Source organism: Thalassospira indica, assembly GCF_003403095.1.
Taxonomy (GTDB): Bacteria; Pseudomonadota; Alphaproteobacteria; order Rhodospirillales; family Thalassospiraceae; genus Thalassospira; species Thalassospira indica.
Genome location: NZ_CP031555.1, coordinates 3,695,102 through 3,720,771, shown reverse-complemented (window position 1 = coordinate 3,720,771; position 25,670 = coordinate 3,695,102). Strand labels below are relative to the sequence as shown.

The window sequence follows — 25,670 nt, the reverse complement described above, 5'->3', positions numbered from 1 at the left end:
CTCCTGTTTCGACAGGGTGTTAATCAAATCCGGATGAATGCCCTAGGCGGCTTCTTCCTGCTCGTCAGTTCCGGAGCCATCTCCGGTATCAGTGTCTGTGTTGCCGTTTCCAGTCTCAGTGTCGTTGGCCCCCAACTTCACATTGGTCAGGGTGGAGAATGGAACCGAGACATCACCAAGGCGGAGATAGATGTCCGTATCATCGATATCGACACTATCAACTGTCCCGATGATGCCAATCGCGACAGAGGCAGGTTTGCCCTTCTCGTCTTTGAAGGTGTCACCGTTTGCAGCCATTGGTTTGACAACCAGCGTATAGGCTCCGTCTGCCTGCTCGACGCCACTGTTGTTTTTCCCGTCCCAGGTGAAGGTCTGGAGCCCGGAAATATCGGTGAATTCCGAAGAAAAGACAGTTTTGCCAGTTTGATCCTGAATCTGCAGCTGCAGCCGTGGAACTTCTGGTGAAACATTGTATTTGTAGGTGAGCTCTTCACCTTCTTCGAGCCAATTGGTATCACCGACGGCTTCAATCTCAGCGCCGACATAGGACAGGGCGGAAAGCTGTCGCTGCTGGCCTTGCATGGCAATTAGGTCTTCAAGATTCTTGTTACTCTGAATGCCTTGCTCAACTTGGGCGAACTGGCTCAACTGGTCAGTGAATTTGTCACTTTCCATTGGCGAGGTCGGATCCTGGTTCTTGAGCTGCGTGGTCAGCAGGGTCAGAAACGTATCAAAGTTCTGCGCCAACTGATTGGCGGAGCTGCTTGAAGCAGCATTCGTGTTGGACTGAGAAAGGCCAACGTTTGTCAGGGATGAAACGGTCATGGGATGTGCCCTCTACCTTTTCTATATCCGGATATCGACAAGGCCGTTGGGATTAATCCCGTAGCCAATGGCGACATGTTCGGCGAGTTCGGTTCCACTCATGACATCACCTTCATCCGGGCTACTGCCCTGATCGGCGGTCATACGGGATTGGCCGTTGCCTTCCTGACTCTGGCCACCTTCATTCCTGTGTTCGAAGGTGAAGCTTTGACTGTCTGCATTCAGACCGGCGTCTTTCAGCGCTTGCTGCAAGGCACGGGAGTCCTGACGCAACATGTCGAGTGTTTCGCGTGTGTCAGCCTGAATGACACCCTGGATTCGACCATCCTGACCGATCTCCATTTTGACGTCGACGCGTCCAAGATGTTCTGGTCGAAGCTGAACAGAGATCTTGTCAACGCCTTCGCTGGCGGCATTGCGGATCGAAACGGCGACTTGCTGCTGAACCTGTTGCGACGGGGCCTGACGTGCGGTGTGCGCGGTCTGACCACCCGTGTTGCTCTGATGCAGACTGTTGGCACTTCCCGGTTGGCCGTTGGCTGTTGCTGTGGCCTCAGTGCCGCCAGTTGCGGTAACCGCACTGCTGGTTGACACATTCTGCGCGGCGGTCGGGTTGTTTTGCGCGTTCGGTCCGGCTGCTGCTGCGGCCATTGCCTGCTGCGCTGCCTGGGCAGTTTGTGCCGGGTTGGCTGCGGAAGGCTGTTGGGTGCCATTATTGGTCTGGCCAGTGGTTGCCGCATTAGTGGTGCCGGTGGCATCGGTTTTACCTTTGCCGTCACCGGTCATTGAATCGACAACCCGCGAAAGGAACTTGTCGGAGGACATTTCATCGCCGGCCCCCGCATCCGCACCATTCAGTGCCATCTTGGCAGAGGATGCCGCCGCAGGCTGCGACAGGGCAGTTGAATTCATCAAGCCGTCTGTCGTGCTATCCGCAGTGGCGTTACCATTGGTGGCACCGGTTGCGGCCTGACCATTTGCCAGGGCTGCATTCTGGGCATTTGCTGCACCATTAGTACCAGCTGCCTTCATTTTGGCGGCTTCTGCCTTAGCCAATTCAATGGCTTCGGGGGATCCGGGAAGCGGAACGGCTTGTGCAGGCTGGTTTGGATCAACCATGCCAGCGTCGCCCGTCAGGGGGCTGTCGCCATCTGACTTGGTATCATCTGATTCTGCTGATGTGGTTTCGTCGGATGCGGAAGCAGTGTTTTCCCCGTCCTGGGGTGCAGCTTCGCTATCGTTTGAACGATCACCACCATCGGCAGTTTCCATGTCCTCGCCAGCGTGATCATCTTCCGAGGTAGCTTCCACGTCGCGCGGTTCATCGGATTTAGGATCATCGATTTTGGCATGATCATCATGATCTTCGTAGTCATCATGTGATGCGCGGACAGGGTCTTCTTCGCGGCGATCTTCGGAACGCGCCTCATTGATGCTGCGTTCGTCGCGTGCGGATCTTTCGGCATCCATATCTGAGCGCCGATCATCGAAATTCTTCTGGGCAGATTTTGCCGCGTCGTATTTGACCTGATGACTTTGCTCAGACCAGTTGTCTGTGATTGATGCCATGACATCCCCAAAGCCCGATCCCTTGCGTTCGCTAGGGTTTGTGCCGGGAATGGAGACAGTTGGCATCACGCTGTTTGTAATCGCAGAGCTGTTCATGACCTTGGTCCTTATGGAAGCAGTGTCAGAACATGTGCAAGTGGTGGGCCAGTTTTGATTGTTAACGTTTTCTACATAGTTTCAGCAGGTTAGCAGTGCCTTGGCAGAAAGGGCAGATTTTGCCTTCCACGGGGTTTGGCCGATGCCGGGCAAAAATGAACCTGTGATTTAGTGGCCCGGTCAAAAGCAGGCCAAAAACAAAAAAGACCTCCGAAAATTTCGGAGGTCTTTAATCCGGTGCGAGATACCCGGTGTTTGGGATCAGGCAGAAATTGACAGGCCGGTTTTCGCCGGTGCCTGTGGTTCTGTTTCTTCGCTTGCAGTTGCCGTTTCGTTGGTAAGCGCCGGGCGTGCTTGTTGCGCGGTCAAAACTGCCTGACGCAGTTCACCTTCGCTTTTCTCAGAAAGCTCGGCCCATGAATCCCGAAGTGGTGTCAGAAGCTTGATCACTTCTGCTGCGGCGTTGGGATCATTTTTCCGATCCACATCCATCAGACGGAGCATGCAGTGGGTATAGAGTCGTTCCAGATTCGCGGCGATTTCGCCACCCTGTTCCATATCCAAAGTGTTCGAAAGATGGGCAATCAGTTCCTGTGCACTGCAGTTCGCATTGCAACGGCCCTGAATGTCATTCCGCTCAATCGCGTGTTGCGCCTCCTGCAAGCGCGACAAGGTCTTTTCAAACAGCATGAACACCATCTTTGCCGGTGTGGCTGTATTGACCTGTTGTTGCTTGTATGTATGGGCGGCGTGTTCGTTCATGCGACACTCCTTGGTATGCTAAGCGTGAGTTCAGTGTGCATGTATGGCAGACAAAAGTTAACCTTTATCTCGTCCTGCAGCCATTAATTCGTCAAGAGAACTCTGAATGTTCTTCATGCGTGCAAGGGCCGATTCCATTGCAATGAACTGATCCATAAGGACTTCTCGCTGCCGGGTAAGACGTTCGTCAATGCGGTCAACTTTTTCTTCGTAAGAAGTGGTCTGCACCTCCAGATCGGAAATGGCCTGGGTCAAACTCCCGTCTTCTTCGTCCAGAATAGAATCCAGTTCGAAGTAGAATTGCGCACCGATCCCGATGCTGGTGGTTACAGTCGCTGTATCGGATGCATTTGCATCCCCACCGTAAAACAGGCGCAAACCGTCGGCCGTGCGAATGCTGTTGCCCGATACAACGGCGTTCTTGCCGGTCGTTGTCACGCCATTGACGGTGATATCGTAGGTGACGCTGTTGATCGTACCGCCGGATGCATCAATGTTGAACTCATAGGTTGCAGCATTGGTTTTGCCGTCAAAACCGGTCATGGTGACGTCAGAATTGTCAGACTTCCCACGGAACAGGAACAGTTCCATCACTTCTTGCGGTTCGTTGAGCAACGCTTCGTTCAGGGCTGCCTCGTCAAGATCGATGGTTTTGCTGAGCATCGGGTCTTCGTTCGCGCCATAGGCAACGAAATCCAAACCAATTTCAGCTAGGACCGAATAATCGTCCTTGTCGGGTCTGTCGGTTACACCGTTCGCAAAAGAACCCGCAATCTGTTGCAGGGCAGATTCAATGCCTTTGACAGACGTATTGCCGAGCAACACTGCATCTTCCGAGGACTCGCCCGTGGTCGGGTCAACGAAAGTCTTCTCGTTGATGAATGTCTGAACAGCATTATAGGCTTCGACAAAATTGAGGATTGCCGTTTTCGCCTGATTAAGGTCCTGTTCGATTTCAATCGTGATCTCTGTCCCCGGTTCAGCGTCATAGAGGCTGATGCTCAGGCCATCAATAAGATCAGAGAATTCGTTGGACCCGCGCGTAACAGTGATGCCATCAAGCGTGATGCTGGCATTGTTACCATCATCAATAACGTTGGCAGCATTGATTGTCGTCGCGTCTGTCAGAACACCGAGGTTTTGCAAAACACTGCCGGTGTCGTCACTGAACGACATGCGATTGGCTTCACCTTCCTCGACCGACGTCAGGATCAGTGTACTTTCGGTTTCTGACACCTTGACGACCGAAGCCTGAATGCCGGTCGTATCCTTGACGTTGTTGATCTTGTCACGGATGTCCTGAAGCGTATCACCGGCTGCGACGGTCACGCTTGAGCTGCCACTGCCACCGGTTATCGTAAATGTGCCAGTGCCCGTAAGTCCGGTGACGTCAGCGCTTGCCGCGACAGTCTGGGTATTACTTGAAAGCTTGTGTTTGCTGGCGACCTGGTTGATTTCGAACTTGTAGCTTCCGGTCTCGGCGGCGTTTGAGGCGACAACACCTATTAAAGATCCTGCTTCGGTGGTGTTGTTTGTCGAAGCAAAAATTTGTTTGGATTCAAAGATATTTCGCGAGTTGTCAAAGCTGGTCGCACCATAGAGGTTCGCCATGGAGTCCTTAAGGGTACCAACAAGCGTCTGCAGCTCTTTCAGCGCAGCAATTTTCTCGTCGTTTGCTTCAATCCGTTTTTCAAGATTGTCGGCAGGAATACGACGGGCAGCAATCATCTTGTCGACGGTGTCGACGAAATCAATGTTGGACGAGCCGCCAGACAACTGGACGCGACCGTTATCGCCAACATAGATATTATTTAAATTCAGACTGCTCATTGGTGTAGCTCCTTGGGTGCTCCCGGCCGATTTTGCCTGCTAGCGGTATGTTTTGTCAAACCGAACTGCAAGAACCGTGCCTATATGCGCCCACTCGCTGTGTTAAATTTCTTCGTCGACAAAGCTGCCGAGGTACTCGCGCATCTGCGAGAACAGTTGCTGCAGTTCCTTGGAGGGCAGTTCGCGCAGGACTTCACCACTGGTCCGGTCGGTAACTTTTGCCACAACGCGGCCGGTGTCCTGGTTGAAGTTCAGCTCAACCCGTGCGGTGCCATCGGCAAGGTCGGGCAGATCCATACTTGCAAGGGCATCCTGCATTTTCTGCGGAACTGCAGAAGGTTTGTTTTCCGGTTTTGCCACCGGTGAAGAAACCGCACTGGCTTTGGCTGGTGCGACTTCCGGTACGCTCGCAGCAGCATGGGGGATGCCCCCGGAGCCACTCGACGCACTATAGTTTTTTACGACTTCCATTTTTCAGCTCCTTAAAGCCGCCATCCTGTAACAGCAGGATGAAACTTGAAAAAGACGATTGCCGGCAATCAGTGCCGGGGGACGAGAGTTAGGTTACTGTAACAGACGCAACAAGTTTTGCGGCATCTGGTTTGCTTGTGCCAACATTGCGACACCCGACTGAACCAGGATCTGCTTGGACGTGAAGGCGGTCATTTCGGCCGCGACGTCCAGGTCGAGCAGGGTTGAACGAGCTGATTCAGTGTTTTCCTGCGTAGACGCAAGGTTCTGACCAGCGAAGTCCAAGCGGTTTTGATAGGTACCAACTGAAGCTCGGGCGCGCTGCAAATCGTCAATCGCGCGGGTCACAACCTCAACCGCACTTTGGGCGTTTCCGACTGTGCTGATTGCATTGGCGCCCAGTGACATAAGCGATTCCTGTGTACCCAGTGCACCGGCGCCGAGAGTATCGGAATCAACTGCGTTGAGTGAAATATTCAGACGGTCGTTTGCTGTATTACCAGCGCCAACCTGGAATTCGATTGAACTCTGCAATGTCTGGCCGTTGTCCGCTGACATGTTGACAACGTTGGCGGTCGAGTCAAAGGTCGCAGCGCCGTTATTAAAGGTAGCGTCACTACCGAAGTCCTGATCACCATTGGTGCCGGCCTCAACATAGCTAACAGTTGCAGAGAAGTTGGTGTTGACCGAGAAGGACAAGCCAAATTCATCGAAGTTCAGCGTTGCGTTTTCACCAGCGCCAATTGCGGTGGTGCCACCGGACGCATAGTCGGTAACGTCAATTGACTGAACGCGGTCCAAAACACCGTCAATGGTGGCACTGACCGTCATGATAACCTGACCAGCAGTACCTTCGTTGATGCTGACTTGGAAGCTGTTGTCGGTCACGCCACCAGCATTGGCGTCGGTCGCCCAATAGTTGTTGTCGGTGATGGCAAAGCCATCGAAACCGGCAGCAGGAACCAGAGCCGCACCGCCACCACCGGAAGCAAGATTCCCAAAGTTGGCGGCAACATCACCACCATCACCCAGAAGTTGAATGCCGTTGAAGTTGGTTGAGGATGCGATGCGGTCAATTTCTTCGCGCAACTGCACGAACTCATCATTGAGGAAACCGCGTTCAGTGTCGGACAGGTTGCCAGAGGATGCCTGAACCGAAAGCGTTTTCATGCGGACCAGAATATTGTCGATCGTTGCCATGCCGCCGTCGGCAATCTGCAGCATCGAGTTGGCCTGGCCAACGTTTACGGAAGCAGTTTTAAGGGCCTCAGTCGTTGCGTTCAAACGCGCACCGATTGCCATGGAAGCTGCGTCATCACGCGCAGAAACGACGCGCGTACCAGACGACAGCTTCGACAGCGACCGGGTCGCCATTTGATCAGAAGCCGAAAGGTTACGGTGCGCGACGTTCGCAGCATAGTTCGAAATAATGTTAAGAGCCATAACGCATCTCCTACATGGACAGCTCTGGGCAACATCTTGTTGTCCGTTATCCGGCACATTTGCCGGAGTGTTTCCAACCCGAACATAGGGATGAAAACGGTAATACATATAGAGTGTAATATACTTTTAGGTTAGATTTGTGTCCAGTGAAAAAAGATTCCTCACTTTTTCCATTAAAAACAAATGGTTGCGTAGAGGTCAAAGCGCTAGCTGTGCCGGGTTTGTTAATGGTTCGTAAATGAATCCGACTCCAAGTCAACGGATCTGACACAGGCTAAGCAATTATCCTGATGTATAGATTTCGTGCTGATCTTTAAATAGATTTTGTCAGATGAAGCAAGCGATTTGGAATTCAATCGCTGCTGTAGTCATGCAAAAAGGGGCGACCCGAAGGCCGCCCCTTTTTGTAAAGATGTTTGTTAATCTGCAGATTACTGCAGCAGACGAAGCAGGTTCTGCGGCATCTGGTTTGCCTGTGCCAGCATGGCGACACCCGACTGAACCAGGATCTGCTTGGAGGTGAAGGCGGTCATTTCGGCCGCAACGTCCAGATCAAGCAGGGTGGAACGCGCTGATTCAGTGTTTTCCTGCGTGGATGCAAGGTTCTGACCAGCAAAGTCCAGACGGTTCTGAGAGGTACCAACCGCAGCACGGGCGCGCTGCAAGTCATCAATCGCGCGGGTCACAACTTCGACGGCATTCTGCGCACCGGCAGCTGTGGAGATTGCGTTCGCACCAAGGTCTTCAAGTGACTCCTGGCCCGTACCGCCAGACCCGAGCGCTTCTGCGTCAACTGAAGTCAGGTTGATCGACAGACGGTCGTTTGCGGTGTTGCCGCCACCAACCTGGAACTCGATGCTGGTTGCTAACTGCTGACCATTATCTGCAGCCATGTTGACTGTGTTGAGGGTCGAGTTAACACCCGCGGTGCCAAAGGAGGCATCGCTACCGAAGTCCTGACTGCCGGCGGTACCAGCTTCAACGTAGCTAACAGAGGCAGAGAAGTTGGTGTTGACCGTGAAGGTCAGGCCAAGTTCATCGAAGTTCAGCGTTGCATTTTCGCCAGCACCGATAGCGGTGGTGCCGCCGGATGCATAGTCGGTCACGTCAATCGACTGAGTACGATCAACTGCACCATCAATGGTGGCGCTAACCGTCATGATCACCTGACCGGCAGTACCTTCGTTGATGCTGACCTGGAAGCTGTTATCGGTAACGCCGCCAGCATTGGCGTCGGTCGCCCAGTAGTTGTTGTCGGTGATGGCAAAACCATCGAAACCAGCTGCCGGAACCAGGGAAGCACCGCTTGCACCCGAAGCAAGATCGTCGAAGTTGATTGCAACGTCACCACCATTGCCAAGCAGCTGAATGCCGTTGAAGTTGGTCGAGGAAGCAATACGATCAATCTCGTCACGCAGTTCGGTGAACTCGTCATTGAGGAAGCCGCGTTCGGTATCGGACAGATTGCCAGACGATGCCTGAACAGCCAGTGTCTTCATGCGAACGAGAACATCATCAATGGTTGCCATACCGCCATCGGCGATCTGGAGCATTGCGTTGGCCTGGCCAACGTTCACAGTTGCAGTTTTGAGAGCCTGGGTGGTTGCGTTCAAACGCGCACCGATTGCCATGGAAGCGGCATCGTCACGTGCGGAAACAACACGAGTACCAGAAGACAGTTTTGAAAGGGAACGGGTCGCCATCTCATCGGACGCAGTGAGGTTGCGATGAGCTACATTAGCGGCGTAGTTGGAAATAATATTGAGAGCCATTTTTCATCTTCCTACTTGGAATGAACATCAGACACCATGTCTGTATGTGCGCGGATTGATCCTCAGGAGTTCTTCTTGAACAGCCTATAATAAGGTCCACGAGATTTCTATTGGCATTTTCTTGAGCTGGATGTCCAGAAAAAAATCATTCAAACAGAAATAAAAATCGGAATTCTATAAAAAACAGTGGGTTAAAAAGTCGCGTCTTGTTGGTCGCTGCGTTTAAAAGTAGGTTGCCAGCTAAGAAACCCGAATCGTCATCAACAGCTAACTTTTGTGTGGAAGCGGATCTAGGCAAATAGTAAAGAGGCGACCCGAAGGCCGCCCCTTTTTGTAAAGATGTTTGTTAATCTGCAGATTACTGCAGCAGACGAAGCAGGTTCTGCGGCATCTGGTTTGCCTGTGCCAGCATGGCGACACCCGACTGAACCAGGATCTGCTTGGAGGTGAAGGCGGTCATTTCGGCCGCAACGTCCAGATCAAGCAGGGTGGAACGCGCTGATTCAGTGTTTTCCTGCGTGGATGCAAGGTTCTGACCAGCAAAGTCCAGACGGTTCTGAGAGGTACCAACCGCAGCACGGGCGCGCTGCAAGTCATCAATCGCGCGGGTCACAACTTCGACGGCATTCTGCGCACCGGCAGCTGTGGAGATTGCGTTCGCACCAAGGTCTTCAAGTGACTCCTGGCCCGTACCGCCAGACCCGAGCGCTTCTGAGTCAACCGAAGTCAGGTTGATCGACAGACGGTCGTTTGCGGTGTTGCCGCCACCAACCTGGAACTCGATGCTGGTTGCCAACTGCTGACCATTATCTGCAGCCATATTGACTGTGTTGAGGGTCGAGTTAACACCCGCGGCACCGAAGGAGGCGTCGCTACCGAAGTCTTGGCTACCGGCGGTACCGGCTTCAACATAGGTGACGGTTTCCGAGAAGTTCGTGTTGACCGTGAAGGTCAGACCAAGTTCATCGAAGTTCAGCGTTGCATTTTCGCCGGCACCGATAGCGGTGGTGCCGCCGGATGCATAGTCGGTCACGTCAATCGACTGAGTACGATCAACTGCACCATCAATGGTGGCGCTAACCGTCATGATCACCTGACCGGCAGTACCTTCGTTGATGCTGACCTGGAAGCTGTTATCGGTAACGCCGCCAGCATTGGCGTCGGTCGCCCAGTAGTTGTTGTCGGTGATGGCAAAACCATCGAAACCAGCTGCCGGAACCAGGGAAGCACCGCTTGCACCCGAAGCAAGATCGTCGAAGTTGATTGCAACGTCACCACCATTGCCAAGCAGCTGAATGCCGTTGAAGTTGGTCGAGGAAGCAATACGATCAATCTCGTCACGCAGTTCGGTGAACTCGTCATTGAGGAAGCCGCGTTCGGTATCGGACAGGTTGCCAGACGATGCCTGAACAGCCAGTGTCTTCATGCGAACGAGAACATCATCAATGGTTGCCATACCGCCATCGGCGATCTGGAGCATCGAGTTGGCCTGACCAACGTTCACGGTTGCAGTTTTGAGAGCCTGGGTGGTTGCGTTCAAACGCGCACCGATTGCCATGGAAGCGGCATCGTCACGTGCGGAAACAACACGGGTACCAGAAGACAGTTTCGACAGCGAACGGGTCGCCATCTCGTCAGAAGCAGTCAAGTTGCGGTGAGCAACGTTGGCTGCGTAGTTGGAAATAATATTGAGAGCCATTTTGTTTCTCCTACTTGGATAGCTCTGAACGGTAACGCCGTTCAACAAATTCTGACTCTTGCCAGAAGCAGACTTCGAAGATCCTCTTGATCAACAAAATCTAAATGAGTGATAAAAATATACGTAAGTATTACTAAACTGTCCATAAGATTTTTACACCTATCCCTTTTTAGTCGAATCAGTGCTTTAAGCATATTTTTTGGTTGTCGGGGCAGTTATAAAAAAATCGTAAAAGTAGTGATGTATTTATGAAATATCTCGCAATACTGTGAATTTCGTTGCCAGAGTCGTTACGCAAATAGAAAGGGGCGACCCGAAGGCCGCCCCTTTTTGTAAAGATGTTTGTTAATCTGCAGATTACTGCAGCAGACGAAGCAGGTTCTGCGGCATCTGGTTTGCCTGTGCCAGCATGGCGACACCCGACTGAACCAGGATCTGCTTGGAGGTGAAGGCGGTCATTTCGGCCGCAACGTCCAGATCAAGCAGGGTGGAACGCGCTGATTCAGTGTTTTCCTGCGTGGATGCAAGGTTCTGACCAGCAAAGTCCAGACGGTTCTGAGAGGTACCAACCGCAGCACGGGCGCGCTGCAAGTCATCAATCGCGCGGGTCACAACTTCGACGGCATTCTGCGCACCGGCAGCTGTGGAGATTGCGTTCGCACCAAGGTCTTCAAGTGACTCCTGGCCCGTACCGCCAGACCCGAGCGCTTCTGAGTCAACCGAAGTCAGGTTGATCGACAGACGGTCGTTTGCGGTGTTGCCGCCACCAACCTGGAACTCGATGCTGGTTGCCAACTGCTGACCATTATCTGCAGCCATATTGACTGTGTTGAGGGTCGAGTTAACACCCGCGGCACCGAAGGAGGCGTCGCTACCGAAGTCTTGGCTACCGGCGGTACCGGCTTCAACATAGGTGACGGTTTCCGAGAAGTTCGTGTTGACCGTGAAGGTCAGACCAAGTTCATCGAAGTTCAGCGTTGCATTTTCGCCGGCACCGATAGCGGTGGTGCCGCCGGATGCATAGTCGGTCACGTCAATCGACTGAGTACGATCAACTGCACCATCAATGGTGGCGCTAACCGTCATGATCACCTGACCGGCAGTACCTTCGTTGATGCTGACCTGGAAGCTGTTATCGGTAACGCCGCCAGCATTGGCGTCGGTCGCCCAGTAGTTGTTGTCGGTGATGGCAAAACCATCGAAACCAGCTGCCGGAACCAGGGAAGCACCGCTTGCACCCGAAGCAAGATCGTCGAAGTTGATTGCAACGTCACCACCATTGCCAAGCAGCTGAATGCCGTTGAAGTTGGTCGAGGAAGCAATACGATCAATCTCGTCACGCAGTTCGGTGAACTCGTCATTGAGGAAGCCGCGTTCGGTATCGGACAGGTTGCCAGACGATGCCTGAACAGCCAGTGTCTTCATGCGAACGAGAACATCATCAATGGTTGCCATACCGCCATCGGCGATCTGGAGCATCGAGTTGGCCTGACCAACGTTCACGGTTGCAGTTTTGAGAGCCTGGGTGGTTGCGTTCAAACGCGCACCGATTGCCATGGAAGCGGCATCGTCACGTGCGGAAACAACACGGGTACCAGAAGACAGTTTCGACAGCGAACGGGTCGCCATCTCGTCAGAAGCAGTCAAGTTGCGGTGAGCAACGTTGGCTGCGTAGTTGGAAATAATATTGAGAGCCATTTTTCATCTTCCTACATGGAGTGAAAGTCCTAGTCGATAGTTACGTGAGCTTGTTGTTCATCTTGAACAACTTAAAGTAGCTCACCTTTATACATAAACGCTCGCTGGAGGCTAGAGTCTAGAAAAAACCACAAAAACAGATAGCTAACAGATAGCTAAAGGAAATGCATAGTATCAATATGTTCACTGTTGTACGCGAAAGTCACAGACCGTTTTTGTTGAAAAATATCAGATTAACAATAGGTTAAATTGGCAAAGCGGGCTGTTTCGTCGAAGACGAATGTCTAGAGTGCAGTTGTCGAAATAAATCACGATAATTTGCAGTGAAGTCAGGGGCAGAAGCATTGATGCTGACTGAAAGTGCAGCGATTCGTACAGCTGTTCGATCTAGGCGATGCGGTGAATTCCGACGCGCATATCGACAAGAAATGCCCATTCTCAATAGGAATCTTATGCCTGCATTTATCGACTTTGTTTGAGTTATTGAGCAAAAGAAACAAAAAAAACGGCGGCAATCAAAACATTGCCGCCGTTTGAAGTGGTCTTTGTAAACCTTATAGGCTAGGAGCTTAACCCTGAAGCAGACGCAGGAGGTTCTGCGGCATCTGGTTTGCCTGTGCCAGCATTGCCACACCCGACTGAACGAGAATCTGCTTCGATGTGAAGTTCGTCATTTCAGACGCAACATCGAGGTCAAGTAGCGTAGACCGTGCAGATTCCGTATTTTCCTGGGTAGATGCAAGGTTCTGACCAGCAAAGTCCAGACGGTTTTGATAAGTACCAATATTTGCACGAGCGCGTTGCAGGTCGTCAATTGCTCGGCTGACGACTTCGACTGCGTTCTGGGCGTTCGCCGCCGTATCAATGGCATTGTCCGTCAGATCGGCAATAGATGTTTGCGCCCCGTTTGCGCCAGAGCCGAGGGTCTCCGAATCTACTGCCGTAAATTCAATCGCCAATCGATCATTGGCCGTATTACCGGCGCCAACCTGGAAGTCGACGGTTTGCTGCAACTGCTGACCATTATCTGCAGCCATATTGACTGTGTTGAGGGTCGAGTTAACGCCCGCGGCACCGAAGGAGGCGTCGCTACCGAAGTCCTGGCTACCGGCAGTACCGGCTTCAACATAGGTGACGGTTTCCGAGAAGTTGGTGTTGACCGTGAAGGTCAGACCAAGCTCATCAAAGTTCAGCGTTGCATTTTCGCCAGCACCGATAGCGGTCGTTCCACCCGATGCATAGTCGGTAACGTCAATCGACTGAACGCGGTCTATGGTGCCATCAATGGTGGCAGTGACCGTCATGATCACCTGACCGGCAGTACCTTCGTTGATGCTGACCTGGAAGTTGTTATCAGTGACGCCGCTATCGTTGGCGTCGGTCGCCCAGTAGTTGTTGTCGGTGATGGCAAAGCGATCGAAACCGGCTGCCGGAACCAGGGCGGCACCACTGGCACCCGAAGCGAGATCATCGAAGTTAATTGCTACGTCACCACCATCACCGAGCAGCTGAATGCCGTTGAAGTTGGTAGAAGAAGAAATGCGGTCAATTTCTTCACGCAGTTGAACGAATTCATCGTTCAGGAAGCCGCGTTCGGTATCCGATAAGTTACCAGACGATGCCTGAACGGCAAGCGTTTTCATGCGCACCAGGATGTTATCAATGGTTGCCATGCCGCCATCGGCGATCTGGAGCATCGAGTTGGCCTGGTTGACGTTAACCGTTGCGGTCTTGAGGGATTCCGTTGTTGCGTTCAGACGTGCACCGATGGCCATGGATGCAGCATCATCACGTGCAGAAACAACACGGGTACCCGAGGAAAGTTTTGCAAGCGAGCGCGTCGCCATCGTGTCCGAAGCAGTCAGGTTTCGATGGGCTACGTTCGCTGCATAGTTGGAAATAATATTAAGAGCCATTTTATTCCTCCTACACGGATAAGATAGAATGGCTCACGCCATTCAATCTCTCGGCGACATTGCCTTGGGGGACGTCAAAGCAATGCGCGTGCCAATATGCTAGGCAAAAATTACAGGTCATGCTGCACAGAGTATTTTTCATTGGGCAAAATATGCTGCCAGGCGACCTGGCGCGCAGTGTCGACAAGAATAGGCGCACGCAGATTGGTCGACATCGTAATGCCCTGACCGCTTGGTGCGCTCCGGATTGTGACAACCATCAGAATGGCCATGTCAGCACTGTCGATCGCGAGACTTTTCTGCGCAGTCATCAGGTCTTTGTCGGCGTAAACGCCGCTTTCCATATTATACGGTGCGACGATAAAGGACAGGCTTGCATCCGTCAGGCTTTGATAAAGCTTGAACTGATCAAGTGATGTGTTGGGGATGTTAGCCAGTCCGAAAACATGGTGTTCAGGAAAGCCAAGGAGGCCGACCGGCATATAGATGCCTTTGTCCCAGCTGAACTCGATGTCGCCGAAGCGTGTTTCCACGACAACGGATTCAGGTGTTTCATTCTCGGCGACGTTTTCGGTTTCCATTCCCGCAATTCTCCGACGGTCGAAAGGTTCTGCCCCACATACTACCCTTGGTATCATGCGAACAAAACAGTTAAAGACGCAATACGATTTATATCACAATCAACGCAAATAGTTAGCCAAAGATAAATCTGCGGCGCGTGAGATGGAAATAAAACTGGCCTGCAGAGCCGTCGTATACTGACTGACTTCCGCAAGGGTCAGGGGAACGTCAACAGTTTCGATGTCGGTGATGGCCTGGGCGGCAAAAACCTTGAAATCCTGATGGCGTTCTTCGAAGCGTTCGACATTGGCAATATCGAGACCGATTTGCCCCTGAACGTTTGGAAGTTCGTTGATTGCATCGTTGATAAAGCCGAGTGCGACAGTCAACGCATCCTGGTTTTCAGTGCTTGCAGCAATGCCAAGGCCCTGAACCAATTTCTGGAATGCCGGGTTGTCACCCAAAATGCCATAGGAGACATCGTACTTGTCGTCGACCCGCAGATCCATGATCTGGTGATCGCCCATATAATAATCGGCGTCTGGGCGCGGATTGCCCATCTTTTCCATGCCAAGCTTTGAGAGAAAATCACCGGTACCTGTTTCGGTAATTGTGATCGAACCGTTGCCGACATTTTCAATATTCAAAAGCGGAGGGCCTTCTCCACCCAACCCCCGCAGCGACGCAATGGCGCGGTTGGCTGTGACGTTATTGATGGCATCCATGATGTCGCCGATATCGTCGGTGGCAGAATTGTAGGCGACGGTGGAGGTCGTGCTGTTGCCGTCAACATCTGTGCTGACGATCTGGAGTACGCCACCTGCGCCACCTGTGACGCCAAGTGATGCGAGGGTTGCGCCAGTTGTCACTGACGTATTAAGTTTGCTGATATAGTTGTCCGGCGCTCCGATTTTCTCGATATCCACTGCCGGTTCTTCGGAACGTCCGCCGGCAAAAAGGAAGCGTCCGTCAAGGTTGGTATTGAGCAAGTTGGCAATCTGTTGCAGTGCCTGGTCCGCTTCGTTACGGATATTGACGTCATCAGCCTGTTGAGCGGAGCTTGCCTGGATGAGCAAGCTCTTCATCTCGGTCGCGATGGTCAGCATGCTGTCAACGGCGGTTTCCATGCTTTGCAGGCGCAACTTACCTTGCGTTGTATTGCGCAGGTACTGTTCCGTGCGGCTATATTCGGTCTCAAGATTGAGCAGGCGTTGCGTGCTGTCGGCGATGCCTGCGTAATTGCGCGATTTGTAACCGCTGGACGCCTGATTCTGAAGATCTGTTACACGCGCAGCATTGCGGAGTGCCAAGTCCGAAAGTAATGTGTGGTTTGTATATGTCGCGACACGAGTTACCATGACAGCCTCATTTCATAAGCATGCAGTTTAAACTGCATTGAGCAGTGCATCAAACATTTCCTCAACCGTGGTAATCACTTGGGCAGTGGCGGTGTAGGCACGCTGAAAAATCACCAGATCCGACATCTCTTCATCAAGGTTGACGCCGGCTTCGTTCTGAATGCGGGTGCTGAGGTCAACCACCAGGTTGTCCTGGAAATCATAGGAACTTTCGGCAATGCTGGCTTTTGTCGCTGCGGTTGCCACAATGCCAGCTGCATAATCGGTTAGCGACGTGCGTTCGCCCGACAGACCATCGGTTGCCCCGAAATCAATATCGGTGCGTTCAAAGGCATTACTGATCGAGTTTGCGGCACTGTTGTCGCCTTCATGAACGCCGAAAGTGATGCCAAGCCCCAGAACTGTCGTGAGTGCATCTGCGTTGGGCAGGCCATCGTCGCTGAAATAGAACGGATCGCCATCCGCATCTATGACATGGAGTTTATAACCACCCAACTGGCTGTCGAATTTGACTTCAGCAGTGATATTGTTGTCCGTTAGCGTCGCACTGTTGTTGATGGCATCAGCGATGTCTTGCAGCGACGTGTTGGTATCATAATCAATATCAACATCTGTAAAATTGCCACTGACAGTCAATGTATAGTTAACCGGCGGCGGTACAAGCGGGCCCAAGTTAGGAATTGCCGCGTCCGGATCGATGATTGCGGTCGAGGTATTGTAAGTGTCCGCATTCATCTGTCCGCGCACAATCCGCGAGGGATCATTCTTGATTGCAGCGGCGACATCCATGTTGCCAGACAGGGATGGACGGTCTTCAGTGAAGCCGATCTTTGAGGACAACGTGCCCGAATCATTGATCGTCAGGTTGGCATTATATTCAATGACCAGACGGTAGCGGTCACCATCTTCGACAATGAAGGCAGCTTCTTCGGCGGCAGCGGCGGTGAAGCCTGCACCCTGAAGTGCTGTACGGATGTTGTCGCGGATATCTTCAAGCGAGTCTGTTGCAGTGTAGTTGACTGTAATGCCCGCTCCGGCAAGCGCACCCGTGCCTGCACTGATTGTAAAGGAACTTGCCGTCACACCCAGCGCACTTGTCGAACTTTGTTGCGCGGCAGAGCTCATGACATCGGATCTCTTGGTGGTCGTGACAAAGTCATTTAGGCCAAAATAGTGTGACATGCCCTGCTGGCGACCATCGCTCAGCGTGATCTCGCTGTCTAATTCGTTAATGGCAACGCGGTTACCATCCTGGCCTTCGATAACCAGGCGATTGTCCACCAGTGATGCTGTCAGATACGATCCGGCGTCCGAGGCATTGATCGCATCAACGATGCCTTGAACCGTTGCCGGGGTTGTCGGCAGGGAAATATCAGCCCAGCTGTCAGTGGCAACAAGGTCACCATTTTGATCGAGTGCGGCAACGCGAAATGCACCGGTCGCTGTTAACGGATCGCTGCCATCAACCGTGCGTGTGCCCGAAAGATTGGCTGGCGGCGGGAACGAGGTGCCTTTGTTATGTTCTTCATTGATGGCATCGCGCAGTTGAGCAGCCAGTTCATTGATCTGGTCATTCATTGCCGGAATTTCTGAATCGCGCATCTCAAGTAGACCCTTCAGGGTTCCTGTACGCAGCGTGTCCGTAATGTCTTCGCCATCAAGCGAAATACCCGAGCCGCCCGTGCCCGGTTCGAAGCCAGCAGTTTGATTAAAGGTCAGCTTGTTTGGGGAGCGATCAAGAAGCGTGTTTGCGCCATTTGCCGAATATACGACTACCGACCCATCACTGCGGCTGAAGGTCGTGATATCTATGATCTTTGACAGCTGATTAAGCTTCTGATCACGCTGATCTTCAAGCTCTGTCGTTGGCTGATCAAGGTTGTTCAGACGAACGATGCCAGTATTGAGCTCAGAAATCTGCGTCAGCAAGGTGTTGGCACTGTTCACCTCATCGGTGATCTGGTCATCGATGTCATCGCGCAGATCCTGAAGCTGGCTTGACAGCCTCTCGAACGATTCCATGACCTGAATTGCGCTTTCGATGGCTTCGACACGCGGTGAATTCTGGTCAGGGGTAACGCCAAGCTGTTCAAACGCGTCGGCCAGATCGTTGATGCGCTGGCTGATCGCAGCATCAGACTGGGTGGTGCCAAACAGGGTCTGAACGCGCATGAAGAACTCATAACGGGCTTCTTCGCGACCGGCTTTGCCCAGTTCGCCGCGCATTTCACGTACCAGGCCCTCGTTGACGTTACGATAAATGTCAGCAACCTGGGAGCCGGCACCGACACCGTCAAGCGACAAGGTCTCCTGACCGGCGATCTTTCTGGAGTAGCCCTCGGTATTCACGTTCGAAATGTTCGAAGACGTGATCGCAATACGGGCTTGTGCCGTGTTAAGGCCAGAGATCGCAGTATTGAGTGCCTGAGTAAGTGACATGATCTTTGCCTCTACCCTTAGAGCGTTTCGTTGACGCTGTAGGCGCCACCGGACTTATTGATCGTGCGACCATAACCGCCAAGCGACGCCTTGCTGGTGGTGGCAGAGCGGGTATAGGTCGTGCATTCTTCTTTAGATTTGTCATTGACCGCGCGGACGATGGCCTGAACCACGCGTTCGTTGGTCGCCTTGGCCGCCTGTAACGTGTTCATATTGCGCCGTGCAGCCTGCTGAAACTCGGCTTGAAGCTCGCGCAGCTCTTCACGTTCTTCTTCGGACATGGCGCGGAGTTCTTCACCACGGCTGCGCAGTTTTACAACCAGCTGCTCGTACTGCATTGCCAAGGCAGATTTTTCCGACAGGAATTGCTCATATTCGGCAGATGTTAGGCTGCGCAGTTCACTGGATTCACGTTCCAGCAGGGACATAAGGTCATAGGTGACGCTTTTAAGTTCGGTAACCAGCTCTTGGGTGGTCATTTTCATCCCTCCTGGACTTTAAGGATTTCGCGTGTAACGGCATCTGCAATTCCGATGCCACCTGCGCGGGACATTTCTTTGGCATATTCATCAACAAGCATGGAACGCATCATCGTCTCGCCATGCCCGCCGCCAAACATTTCGTTGGTTTCAAGGCCGGCAAACATGTGGCTGAGCATCTGGCCAAGGAACATCGATTCAAATTCCTCGCCAGCCTTGCGTGCCTGTGCTTCGGTCTTGATGTGCCCGTCTGTGAGTGCATCCATCCGGGCCGCGATATTGTTTTGCTTGCCGTATTGTGCGCTGGCCTGTGCCTGCGCCATCAGAGCGGCGGTGCTGTCGGTCATCATCACATCACCTCGATTTCAGCCTGAAGCGCTCCAGACGTCTTGATGGCCTGAAGGATGGTGATCATGTCGCGCGGACCAACGCCAAGGCTGTTGAGGCCATTGACCAGTTCCTGAAGGCTGACACCGCCATTCATGATGCCCAACTGATTGTCTTCGCCTTCATCGACCTCGATATTGGTGCGGTCGACAACCTCGGTTGTGCCGGTCTGGGAGAAGGGCGAGGGCTGGGAAACCTGCGGCGTTTCGGTGACACGGATTGTCAGGTTGCCCTGCGCAATCGCGACACGGTTGATCCGGACATTTTCGCCCATCACGATGGTGCCGGTGTTTTCGTCAATCACCACACGCGCGATCTGATCGGGTTCAACACGAAGCTGTTCGATATCGGTCAGAAGGGCGACAATATTCTGATTGTAGCGTTCCGGAATGTTCAGACGGACGGTGCCCGGGTCGCTGGCGCGTGCAGCAACTTCACCCAGATAGGCATTAATTGCTTCGGAGACACGGCGTGCAGTGGTGAAGTCCGGATTGCGCAGGACGACTGACATGTCCTGCATGGAATTCAGGTTAAAGTCGATTTCGCGTTCAACGATGCCGCCATTTGCAATACGTGCCGAGGTCGGAACGCCTTTGACGATGGTTTCAGCGTTGCCACCAGCGGAAAAACCGCCAACCGCGAGATTGCCCTGGGCAACGGCATAAACTTCGCCATCAGCACCGACCATCGGGGTCACAAGCAGCGTGCCGCCCTGGAGGCTTTCGGCAGTGCCAATCGCGCTGATATTGACATCAATGCGCGACCCCTGACGCGAAAACGGCGGCAGGGTTGCGGTGGCCATCACGGCCGCGATGTTATCAGACTCAAGGTCTTCGATCTGGTCGCGGACGTTGATGCCAAGGCGTTCAAGCATCGCGACCATACTTTGGCGGGTAAATTCTGCATCGCCCAGATCATCGCCAGTACCATTCAAGCCAACCACAAGGCCATAACCCACCAGCATGTTGTCACGTACGCCTTCGAAATCGGCGATATCCTTGATGCGTGATTGTGCATGTGCAGGGGTAAGCTGCGTCAGGGCAAGCATTCCCAGCGTGAGCATTGCGAGTGCATTGCGTGCTATTTTGCCAAGACCTGTGATCATACTCTTAATTCCGCTTTTACATGGGATGCAGCGCATCCGGCAAATGAGGCGATTGATCGGGTAAACCGCGTTTGCAAAGCTATTTGCGAAAACCATGCCAACTGAGGCTTTCTGCGGATGGCGACCTTGGTAACGCCAAAATCCCCTGAAAACGACGCGTTTAAGGTGATTTTGCCTCTGTGTCGTCGCGGCCGATGCGCCAACCCGGCATTTTTTTCCCGTTGCGCGTCTGGCGCGATTGAGGGAGACTCATTTCTGCAAGTTTGGTGTTTGCCCATTCTCCGGTCGCTCGGGCTGGATGAATGCATCCAACCACGCACTGCATATGTTCATTGAGCAGATCGACAACAACTGAGCGGACACGGATCATGAAGGTTAGCGGTTCCAAGGCTGCCGGTACGAGTACTTCATCGCGCAAGAAATCGTCAGGCACATCTGGCGGAAGCGGTTTTGCTGACGCCATGCGTTCGCTCGACTCTTCCGGGGATGCTGGCGGTGCCGCTGGTGTTCGAAGTGCGGGGGCTGTCAGTGCCCTTGATGCCTTGCTTGCGCTCCAGCAAAGCGGGGATGCACTGGATTCGCCCAAAAAGGCCGCAATGTTGCGCGCAAAAAGCATGCTCGAGCAGCTTGAGGCTGTGCGCGACGGCTTGCTAAGTGGCCAATTATCCCCCGCACGCCTGCAGCAATTGGTCGGTTTGCTCGACCAGCAGCGCGAAATGATTGATGATCCCGAACTCTCTTCTGTTCTCGACGAGATTGATCTTCGCGCCCGGGTTGAGTTGGCGAAACTTGAAGTTTCCGGCCTGATTTGATTGTTTAATCAAAGGTATTTTCCATAGAAATATCGCAGAATTCTGCGCCTTTGAGGGGTGATTGGCATTTATTTGTTCAATCGGCTTGCACCGTTGGCGCGTGGCCTCTATATTGCCGCGCGATCGATGAGTCCTGTATAGAGGGCATACATGACTATCACTTTACCACCTGACTATCGTCCTGCTGAGGACGAAGAGTTCATGAACCCGCGTCAGCGGGAATATTTCCGCCAGAAACTTTTGACCTGGCGGGCAGAACTTCTGCATGAATCTTCAGAAACATTAGCGAACCTGCAAGATGGCGGGCTTCAGGAACCGGATCTTACCGACCGCGCGTCGGCGGAGACTGACCGGGCACTTGAACTTCGTACTCGTGACAGGGCGCGCAAGCTTATTTCAAAAATTGATGCTGCATTGCGTCGAATTGAAGACGGATCTTATGGTTACTGCGAAGAAACCGACGAGCCGATCAGCTTGAAAAGACTTGAAGCTCGTCCGATTGCGACCCTGAGCATCGAAGCCCAGGAACGCCATGAACGGATGGAGCGCACACGTCGCGACGATTGATCGCGCCGGGTGGAAAAAATACTTGGGATTTGGCTTGGCCGATCCCCGTCATGCAACGACATGACATGGTGGGAGATTACTGGTTAGGGATAACCAAAATCACAAAAGCCCGGCCTTCTGGCCGGGCTTTTCGTTTTTGTGTCGCTCTGATGCGAAAAAGGCCACCCGAAGGTGACCTTTGAACGCTTCGCCATGTGGTCAACCGGAACCCGGAAAACGGGATTGAGCCACAAGACTTTTCAAATGTTAGAACGGCAGAATGATGTCGAGAACTTCACTGCCATAGCGTGGCTGCTGAACATCGGAAATCGTCCCGCGACCACCATATGAGATACGGGCTTCTGCAATCTTGTCGTAATTGACTTCGTTTGCGGAGCTAATGTCAGCAGCGCGAATAACGCCGGCAATCTGGACTTCGCGAATTTCACTGTTCACACGAATTTCCTGGCGACCATGAATGACATAGTTGCCGTTCGGCAGAACCTGAATAACGATGGCCGCAACACGCAAATCAATGGCTTCGTTACGATCAAGGGTCCCGGCACCCCGGTTTGAGGTGTTACTGTCAAAATCCAGCATCGAACTCGGATCAATCGCATCAGGCAGCACCTTGGCTACTTCCGCCTCAAGGCCGAACAGGTTCGGAACAGCGAGATCCTCGGAATTGGTGCGCGAACGAACTGTCGTGTTGGCAAGGGCCGCGCGGTCTTCCATTTCAACAACCACGGTCAGGATGTCGCCGACCTGGTTTGCGCGTTGATCCTTGAAGAAGGACCGTGCGCCGGCACGCCATAGTGAGTTCGGGTTGCGTTCGGCAACCTGCGGGGCCGGCATCGGCAAACTTACCGGGCGATAGGCCTCTGACTGTGTCGGGTTATCAATGGACGACAGTTTCGGCGGTTCGCCAACTTCGGAAAGCCGTTTCATCGCGTTGCAGCCTGACAGCAATGCTGTGGCCCCGATGAGCGAACTGACAAGCGCGATGCGTCGCCAAGATATCTGGGTAATTTTAGTAGGCATGAATTCCTCCTGGGTTCCTGCATTTCTTGACGCAAGTACCGTGCCAGTTATCGGCTAGTATAAGAGGAAAAGCTTGCCGGGTTGTGTCGCGTTTTGGGGCGCGGATTACTGCGACAGAGCGGGCAGGGCGCGGACTTCGTTCTCGGCAACGACTTCGACCTGAATGGTTTTGTTGCTCGATTGGTTGACCACGCGAATGACATCACCAAGTGATCCGTCTTCCATTGCCTTGCCGCGTGCGGTCAGGGACATATTGGCGGTGACCAGGCGAATAATCACAAGCGATCCGCGACGGACCAGAATGGGGTTGCTCAGATCCCGGAACATCAAGGGTTCATTGGGATTGCTGGGCCGCATGACTTCCTTGCCAATAACATCATTGATGTCGCGAATGGCCCCGTTTGGAACGCGTTCGGACCGGAAATCGCGGTATTCGACCTGATCGGAACGGATGACAGAGCCGCGTGATACTGGTTCGACCAACACCGGAACGCTTGTTAGCGGGTAATATTTGCCGCTGATCCGATATGTCCGCTGTTGGGCAGTCTGGGCGCCGGTTGTGACGCTGGCAACAAAGCGCTGGGTGCGTGAATTGACTTCGATGGCAATGACGTCAACACTGTTGCGGGCGTCAACGGGTAGATGAATTTGGAAATTGTCACTCGAAAGATCGACCGTGAAGGGACGCTGAATACCATAGTCAACCAGGGAAATTTCGACCGCTTCACGGATTTCATCCATGGTAATCACTTGGCTGGCGCGTGTGATCAGGACCTGATCGGCTGTTGTGCGCGGACGCCATTCGACATTGTGGCGCTGGGCAATCCCGTATAGCCAGCGATAATCAAGAACGGTTTGTTTGCCCGGCTGTGGCGCATGGGCGACGGCAATATCTTGCTGTTGGGGATCAAGCCCGGAAAACAGATCACCCAAGGTCACATACTGACCTTCGACCAGGGCATCGGGTTTAAGAAAGACGGAAGAACTGCTCGGCTGATTGTTGCGAAGGTTGCTGCCTTGCGATGATTGCGCCAAAGCGCTCTCTGTCAAAGGGGGCAGAGACGCAATTGCGGACAACAGTGCGAGCGCAAGGATTATGTTCTTTATCTTCATCCGCCTACTGTACCACGGAACGGTATAAATCGCGTAAATACAGTTTGCGCAAGTTCGCAGATCATGTGACCGCGACTTGCGCAAACGAAATGCTTTCAGAACCGGAAATTATCGCAGGTTGCTGACGGCGCTCATCATCTCGTCCGTGGTCGAGATCGATTTGGAGTTCATTTCATAAGCGCGCTGCGCCTTGATCAGGTTGGTGATTTCCTGAACCACGTTGACGTTCGAGGATTCAAGGTATCCCTGCTGAACCGTGCCATAGCCGACATCACCCGGGGCGCCGACATTGGCTTGGCCGGATGCTTCGGTTTCAAGGAACAGGTTGTCGCCAAGGGCGTTCAGGCCCGGCGGGTTAATAAAGGTCGCAAGCTGAAGCTGACCAAGGTTCTGCGGGGCAACCTGGCCATCGATCTCGGCAAAAACTTCACCGTTGGAGTTGATCGTTACCGAGCGCGCATTGGCCGGAACCGTGATGCCCGGCTGAACCGCAAAGCCATCCTTGGTCACAAGCGCCCCGTTGGCATCAAGTTTAAGCGTACCATCACGGCTATAAGCCGTTTCCCCGCTGGGCAGGTCGATCTGAAGATACCCGCGGCCCTGAATGGCAATATCAAGCTCGTTCTCGGTCATGGTCAGTGAGCCCTGACCCATGTAACGGCCGATTGCTGCGGTCTTCACACCAAGACCAACCTGAACGCCGGTTGGCACGATCGTGCCAGTATCGGATGACGGCGAACCTGCACGGCGCAAATCCTGATACAGCAGATCCTGGAATTCAGCACGTTGGCGCTTGTAACCGGTGGTGGTCATGTTGGCGATGTTGTGCGAGGTCACATCCACGTTGGTGGACTGAGCCTGCATGCCCAAAGCGCCGATATCAAGTGACCGCATCTGTCTTCTCCTTCGATTGCGCAGATTTTGCGCTATAATTCGATGTTATCTATCGGGTGCCACTGCCGGTTCAGGCGCGGACATCCCCGAGTTTGTTGATCATGTTGCGCATACGCTCGTTCTCGCTTTCAAGAGAACGGCTGACCGATTGATACGTGCGAAGAACGTCAATCATCTGCGTCATGGCGCTGATTGGATTGACGTTGGATTTTTCCAGCGCGCCTTGAACAATGCCGGGGTTTTCGACAAGCTCGACGGCGTCTGCGTTGTTTTCATCTTCCGGTGCACGATAAAGGGTGTTCCCGGTGACGATCATTTCCTGCACGTTATCGACAGTAACGACCTGAAGTTTGCCGATCTGGCCGATATCGGTCGAGATGGATCCGTCGCCCTTGATCTCGATCTGGCCATCTGCCTCGTTAAAGAACAGAGGTTGCCCAGCATCACTCAGCACGGGAAAACCGTCATTGGTGATCAGCTGGCCGCCCGGATCGAGGGAAAAGTTGCCTGAACGGGTATATTGGACACCGGTTGGCGTTTCGACGGCAAAGAACATGTCCGGCTGGCTAAGCGCCACATCAAGCGGACGATCTGTATGTTCAATGTTGCCGACAGTTGTATTTCTGTATTGCGAGATATCCTGAACCAGCGAGATTTCGCGTTCGCCACGGAACGGCGCGTCCTTGTTCTTTGCGATCCAGTCAGTGAACATCATGCGCTGCTCTTTGTAACCGGTCGTGTTCATGTTTGCCATGTTCTGCGACAGGTTGTTCATCATGCTGCGCAGCGTCTTCTGACGAGACAGTGCAATGTATGAAACGTTTTCCATGGTCGAATTTCCCTTTCAGGACTGT

General features: G+C 53.0%; 23 protein-coding genes. 2 read left to right on the top strand and 21 right to left on the bottom strand.

Translation table 11 applies throughout. The annotated features are described in order from the left end of the window. Positions 1-42: 42 nt before the first annotated feature. The 17 genes from DY252_RS17490 to DY252_RS17410 all read right to left on the bottom strand — a co-directional run bounded on the left by DY252_RS17490 (position 43) and on the right by DY252_RS17410 (position 20,780). A complete protein-coding gene (locus DY252_RS17490) occupies positions 43-825 on the bottom strand; it encodes a flagellar hook assembly protein FlgD (RefSeq protein ID WP_064788877.1) in 783 nt (260 codons plus the stop codon). Between the two features lie 21 nt (positions 826-846). Continuing rightward, positions 847-2,490, bottom strand: coding sequence for a flagellar hook-length control protein FliK (locus DY252_RS17485; protein WP_082923479.1), 1,644 nt, complete (start codon positions 2,488-2,490; stop codon positions 847-849). Between the two features lie 261 nt (positions 2,491-2,751). Next, entirely contained in the window at positions 2,752-3,252 is a 501-nt protein-coding gene (gene fliS / locus DY252_RS17480) for a flagellar export chaperone FliS (RefSeq protein ID WP_008891644.1), read from the bottom strand. 57 nt (positions 3,253-3,309) lie between these two features. Beyond that, positions 3,310-5,082, bottom strand: coding sequence for a flagellar filament capping protein FliD (gene fliD, locus DY252_RS17475; protein ID WP_064788875.1), 1,773 nt, complete (start codon positions 5,080-5,082; stop codon positions 3,310-3,312). A 102-nt stretch (positions 5,083-5,184) separates the two neighbouring features. Beyond that, on the bottom strand, positions 5,185-5,553 hold the full coding sequence (locus DY252_RS17470; RefSeq protein WP_064782355.1) for a flagellar protein FlaG: 369 nt from the start codon (positions 5,551-5,553) through the stop codon (positions 5,185-5,187). Positions 5,554-5,646: 93 nt separating this feature from the next. Beyond that, positions 5,647-6,996 carry a flagellin N-terminal helical domain-containing protein gene (locus DY252_RS17465; protein ID WP_064788874.1) on the bottom strand — a complete coding sequence of 450 codons (1,350 nt, stop codon included), beginning with the start codon at positions 6,994-6,996 and terminating at the stop codon, positions 5,647-5,649. A 431-nt stretch (positions 6,997-7,427) separates the two neighbouring features. Continuing rightward, positions 7,428-8,768: a flagellin N-terminal helical domain-containing protein gene (locus DY252_RS17460; protein WP_129542768.1), complete on the bottom strand. Its 1,341-nt coding sequence runs from the start codon at positions 8,766-8,768 to the stop codon at positions 7,428-7,430. A 358-nt stretch (positions 8,769-9,126) separates the two neighbouring features. Next, a complete protein-coding gene (locus DY252_RS17455) occupies positions 9,127-10,467 on the bottom strand; it encodes a flagellin N-terminal helical domain-containing protein (protein WP_129542767.1) in 1,341 nt (446 codons plus the stop codon). Positions 10,468-10,824: 357 nt separating this feature from the next. After that, on the bottom strand, positions 10,825-12,165 hold the full coding sequence (locus DY252_RS17450; RefSeq protein WP_129542767.1) for a flagellin N-terminal helical domain-containing protein: 1,341 nt from the start codon (positions 12,163-12,165) through the stop codon (positions 10,825-10,827). Positions 12,166-12,734: 569 nt separating this feature from the next. Further along, on the bottom strand, positions 12,735-14,081 hold the full coding sequence (locus DY252_RS17445; RefSeq protein ID WP_082923441.1) for a flagellin N-terminal helical domain-containing protein: 1,347 nt from the start codon (positions 14,079-14,081) through the stop codon (positions 12,735-12,737). A 110-nt stretch (positions 14,082-14,191) separates the two neighbouring features. Continuing rightward, positions 14,192-14,662, bottom strand: coding sequence for a flagellar assembly protein FliW (gene fliW / locus DY252_RS17440; RefSeq protein WP_064788601.1), 471 nt, complete (start codon positions 14,660-14,662; stop codon positions 14,192-14,194). A 99-nt stretch (positions 14,663-14,761) separates the two neighbouring features. Continuing rightward, positions 14,762-16,000 carry a flagellin N-terminal helical domain-containing protein gene (locus DY252_RS17435; RefSeq protein ID WP_064788600.1) on the bottom strand — a complete coding sequence of 413 codons (1,239 nt, stop codon included), beginning with the start codon at positions 15,998-16,000 and terminating at the stop codon, positions 14,762-14,764. A gap of 27 nt (positions 16,001-16,027) precedes the next feature. Next, a complete protein-coding gene (gene flgK / locus DY252_RS17430; protein ID WP_064788599.1) occupies positions 16,028-18,439 on the bottom strand; it encodes a flagellar hook-associated protein FlgK in 2,412 nt (803 codons plus the stop codon). A 17-nt stretch (positions 18,440-18,456) separates the two neighbouring features. Continuing rightward, positions 18,457-18,918, bottom strand: a complete 462-nt coding sequence (locus DY252_RS17425) for a hypothetical protein (protein ID WP_064788598.1) — start codon at positions 18,916-18,918, stop codon at positions 18,457-18,459. A gap of 2 nt (positions 18,919-18,920) precedes the next feature. Continuing rightward, positions 18,921-19,268 carry a rod-binding protein gene (locus DY252_RS17420; RefSeq protein ID WP_008890407.1) on the bottom strand — a complete coding sequence of 116 codons (348 nt, stop codon included), beginning with the start codon at positions 19,266-19,268 and terminating at the stop codon, positions 18,921-18,923. Beyond that, positions 19,268-20,410: a flagellar basal body P-ring protein FlgI gene (locus DY252_RS17415; protein ID WP_008890406.1), complete on the bottom strand. Its 1,143-nt coding sequence runs from the start codon at positions 20,408-20,410 to the stop codon at positions 19,268-19,270. Before DY252_RS17415 ends, DY252_RS17420 begins: the two co-directional genes overlap by 1 nt. A gap of 160 nt (positions 20,411-20,570) precedes the next feature. Next, a complete protein-coding gene (locus DY252_RS17410; protein WP_064788597.1) occupies positions 20,571-20,780 on the bottom strand; it encodes a hypothetical protein in 210 nt (69 codons plus the stop codon). Here DY252_RS17410 and DY252_RS17405 point away from each other — a divergent pair. Both DY252_RS17405 and dksA read left to right on the top strand, forming a co-directional pair. Beyond that, complete coding sequence (locus tag DY252_RS17405) at positions 20,779-21,222, top strand: flagellar assembly protein FliX (protein ID WP_064788596.1); 444 nt, start codon at positions 20,779-20,781, stop codon at positions 21,220-21,222. The two genes, DY252_RS17410 and DY252_RS17405, sit on opposite strands and share 2 nt — an antisense overlap. 150 nt (positions 21,223-21,372) lie before the next feature. Beyond that, on the top strand, positions 21,373-21,789 hold the full coding sequence (gene dksA / locus DY252_RS17400; protein ID WP_008890403.1) for an RNA polymerase-binding protein DksA: 417 nt from the start codon (positions 21,373-21,375) through the stop codon (positions 21,787-21,789). A gap of 246 nt (positions 21,790-22,035) precedes the next feature. Here dksA and flgH read toward each other — a convergent pair whose 3' ends face one another. The 4 genes from flgH to DY252_RS17380 form a co-directional block, all read right to left on the bottom strand. After that, positions 22,036-22,809: a flagellar basal body L-ring protein FlgH gene (gene flgH, locus DY252_RS17395; RefSeq protein ID WP_008890402.1), complete on the bottom strand. Its 774-nt coding sequence runs from the start codon at positions 22,807-22,809 to the stop codon at positions 22,036-22,038. A gap of 105 nt (positions 22,810-22,914) precedes the next feature. Then, complete coding sequence (gene flgA, locus DY252_RS17390; protein ID WP_064788595.1) at positions 22,915-23,844, bottom strand: flagellar basal body P-ring formation chaperone FlgA; 930 nt, start codon at positions 23,842-23,844, stop codon at positions 22,915-22,917. Between the two features lie 186 nt (positions 23,845-24,030). Then, positions 24,031-24,816, bottom strand: coding sequence for a flagellar basal-body rod protein FlgG (flgG, locus tag DY252_RS17385; RefSeq protein ID WP_008890400.1), 786 nt, complete (start codon positions 24,814-24,816; stop codon positions 24,031-24,033). Between the two features lie 70 nt (positions 24,817-24,886). Continuing rightward, positions 24,887-25,645, bottom strand: coding sequence for a flagellar hook-basal body complex protein (locus DY252_RS17380; RefSeq protein ID WP_008890399.1), 759 nt, complete (start codon positions 25,643-25,645; stop codon positions 24,887-24,889). Positions 25,646-25,670: the final 25 nt, after the last annotated feature.

Bases quoted from the DNA above. Each gene is read 5' to 3' on its own strand.
- DY252_RS17490 (WP_064788877.1), bottom strand. From the start codon at position 825: ATGACCGTTTCATCCCTGACAAACGTTGGCCTTTCTCAGTCCAACACG.
- DY252_RS17485 (WP_082923479.1), bottom strand. From the start codon at position 2,490: ATGAACAGCTCTGCGATTACAAACAGCGTGATGCCAACTGTCTCCATT.
- fliS (WP_008891644.1), bottom strand. From the start codon at position 3,252: ATGAACGAACACGCCGCCCATACATACAAGCAACAACAGGTCAATACA.
- fliD (WP_064788875.1), bottom strand. From the start codon at position 5,082: ATGAGCAGTCTGAATTTAAATAATATCTATGTTGGCGATAACGGTCGC.
- DY252_RS17470 (WP_064782355.1), bottom strand. From the start codon at position 5,553: ATGGAAGTCGTAAAAAACTATAGTGCGTCGAGTGGCTCCGGGGGCATC.
- DY252_RS17465 (WP_064788874.1), bottom strand. From the start codon at position 6,996: ATGGCTCTTAACATTATTTCGAACTATGCTGCGAACGTCGCGCACCGT.
- DY252_RS17460 (WP_129542768.1), bottom strand. From the start codon at position 8,768: ATGGCTCTCAATATTATTTCCAACTACGCCGCTAATGTAGCTCATCGC.
- DY252_RS17455 (WP_129542767.1), bottom strand. From the start codon at position 10,467: ATGGCTCTCAATATTATTTCCAACTACGCAGCCAACGTTGCTCACCGC.
- DY252_RS17450 (WP_129542767.1), bottom strand. From the start codon at position 12,165: ATGGCTCTCAATATTATTTCCAACTACGCAGCCAACGTTGCTCACCGC.
- DY252_RS17445 (WP_082923441.1), bottom strand. From the start codon at position 14,081: ATGGCTCTTAATATTATTTCCAACTATGCAGCGAACGTAGCCCATCGA.
- fliW (WP_064788601.1), bottom strand. From the start codon at position 14,662: ATGGAAACCGAAAACGTCGCCGAGAATGAAACACCTGAATCCGTTGTC.
- DY252_RS17435 (WP_064788600.1), bottom strand. From the start codon at position 16,000: ATGGTAACTCGTGTCGCGACATATACAAACCACACATTACTTTCGGAC.
- flgK (WP_064788599.1), bottom strand. From the start codon at position 18,439: ATGTCACTTACTCAGGCACTCAATACTGCGATCTCTGGCCTTAACACG.
- DY252_RS17425 (WP_064788598.1), bottom strand. From the start codon at position 18,918: ATGACCACCCAAGAGCTGGTTACCGAACTTAAAAGCGTCACCTATGAC.
- DY252_RS17420 (WP_008890407.1), bottom strand. From the start codon at position 19,268: ATGATGACCGACAGCACCGCCGCTCTGATGGCGCAGGCACAGGCCAGC.
- DY252_RS17415 (WP_008890406.1), bottom strand. From the start codon at position 20,410: ATGATCACAGGTCTTGGCAAAATAGCACGCAATGCACTCGCAATGCTC.
- DY252_RS17405 (WP_064788596.1), top strand. From the start codon at position 20,779: ATGAAGGTTAGCGGTTCCAAGGCTGCCGGTACGAGTACTTCATCGCGC.
- DY252_RS17410 (WP_064788597.1), bottom strand. From the start codon at position 20,780: ATGATCCGTGTCCGCTCAGTTGTTGTCGATCTGCTCAATGAACATATG.
- dksA (WP_008890403.1), top strand. From the start codon at position 21,373: ATGACTATCACTTTACCACCTGACTATCGTCCTGCTGAGGACGAAGAG.
- flgH (WP_008890402.1), bottom strand. From the start codon at position 22,809: ATGCCTACTAAAATTACCCAGATATCTTGGCGACGCATCGCGCTTGTC.
- flgG (WP_008890400.1), bottom strand. From the start codon at position 24,816: ATGCGGTCACTTGATATCGGCGCTTTGGGCATGCAGGCTCAGTCCACC.
- DY252_RS17380 (WP_008890399.1), bottom strand. From the start codon at position 25,645: ATGGAAAACGTTTCATACATTGCACTGTCTCGTCAGAAGACGCTGCGC.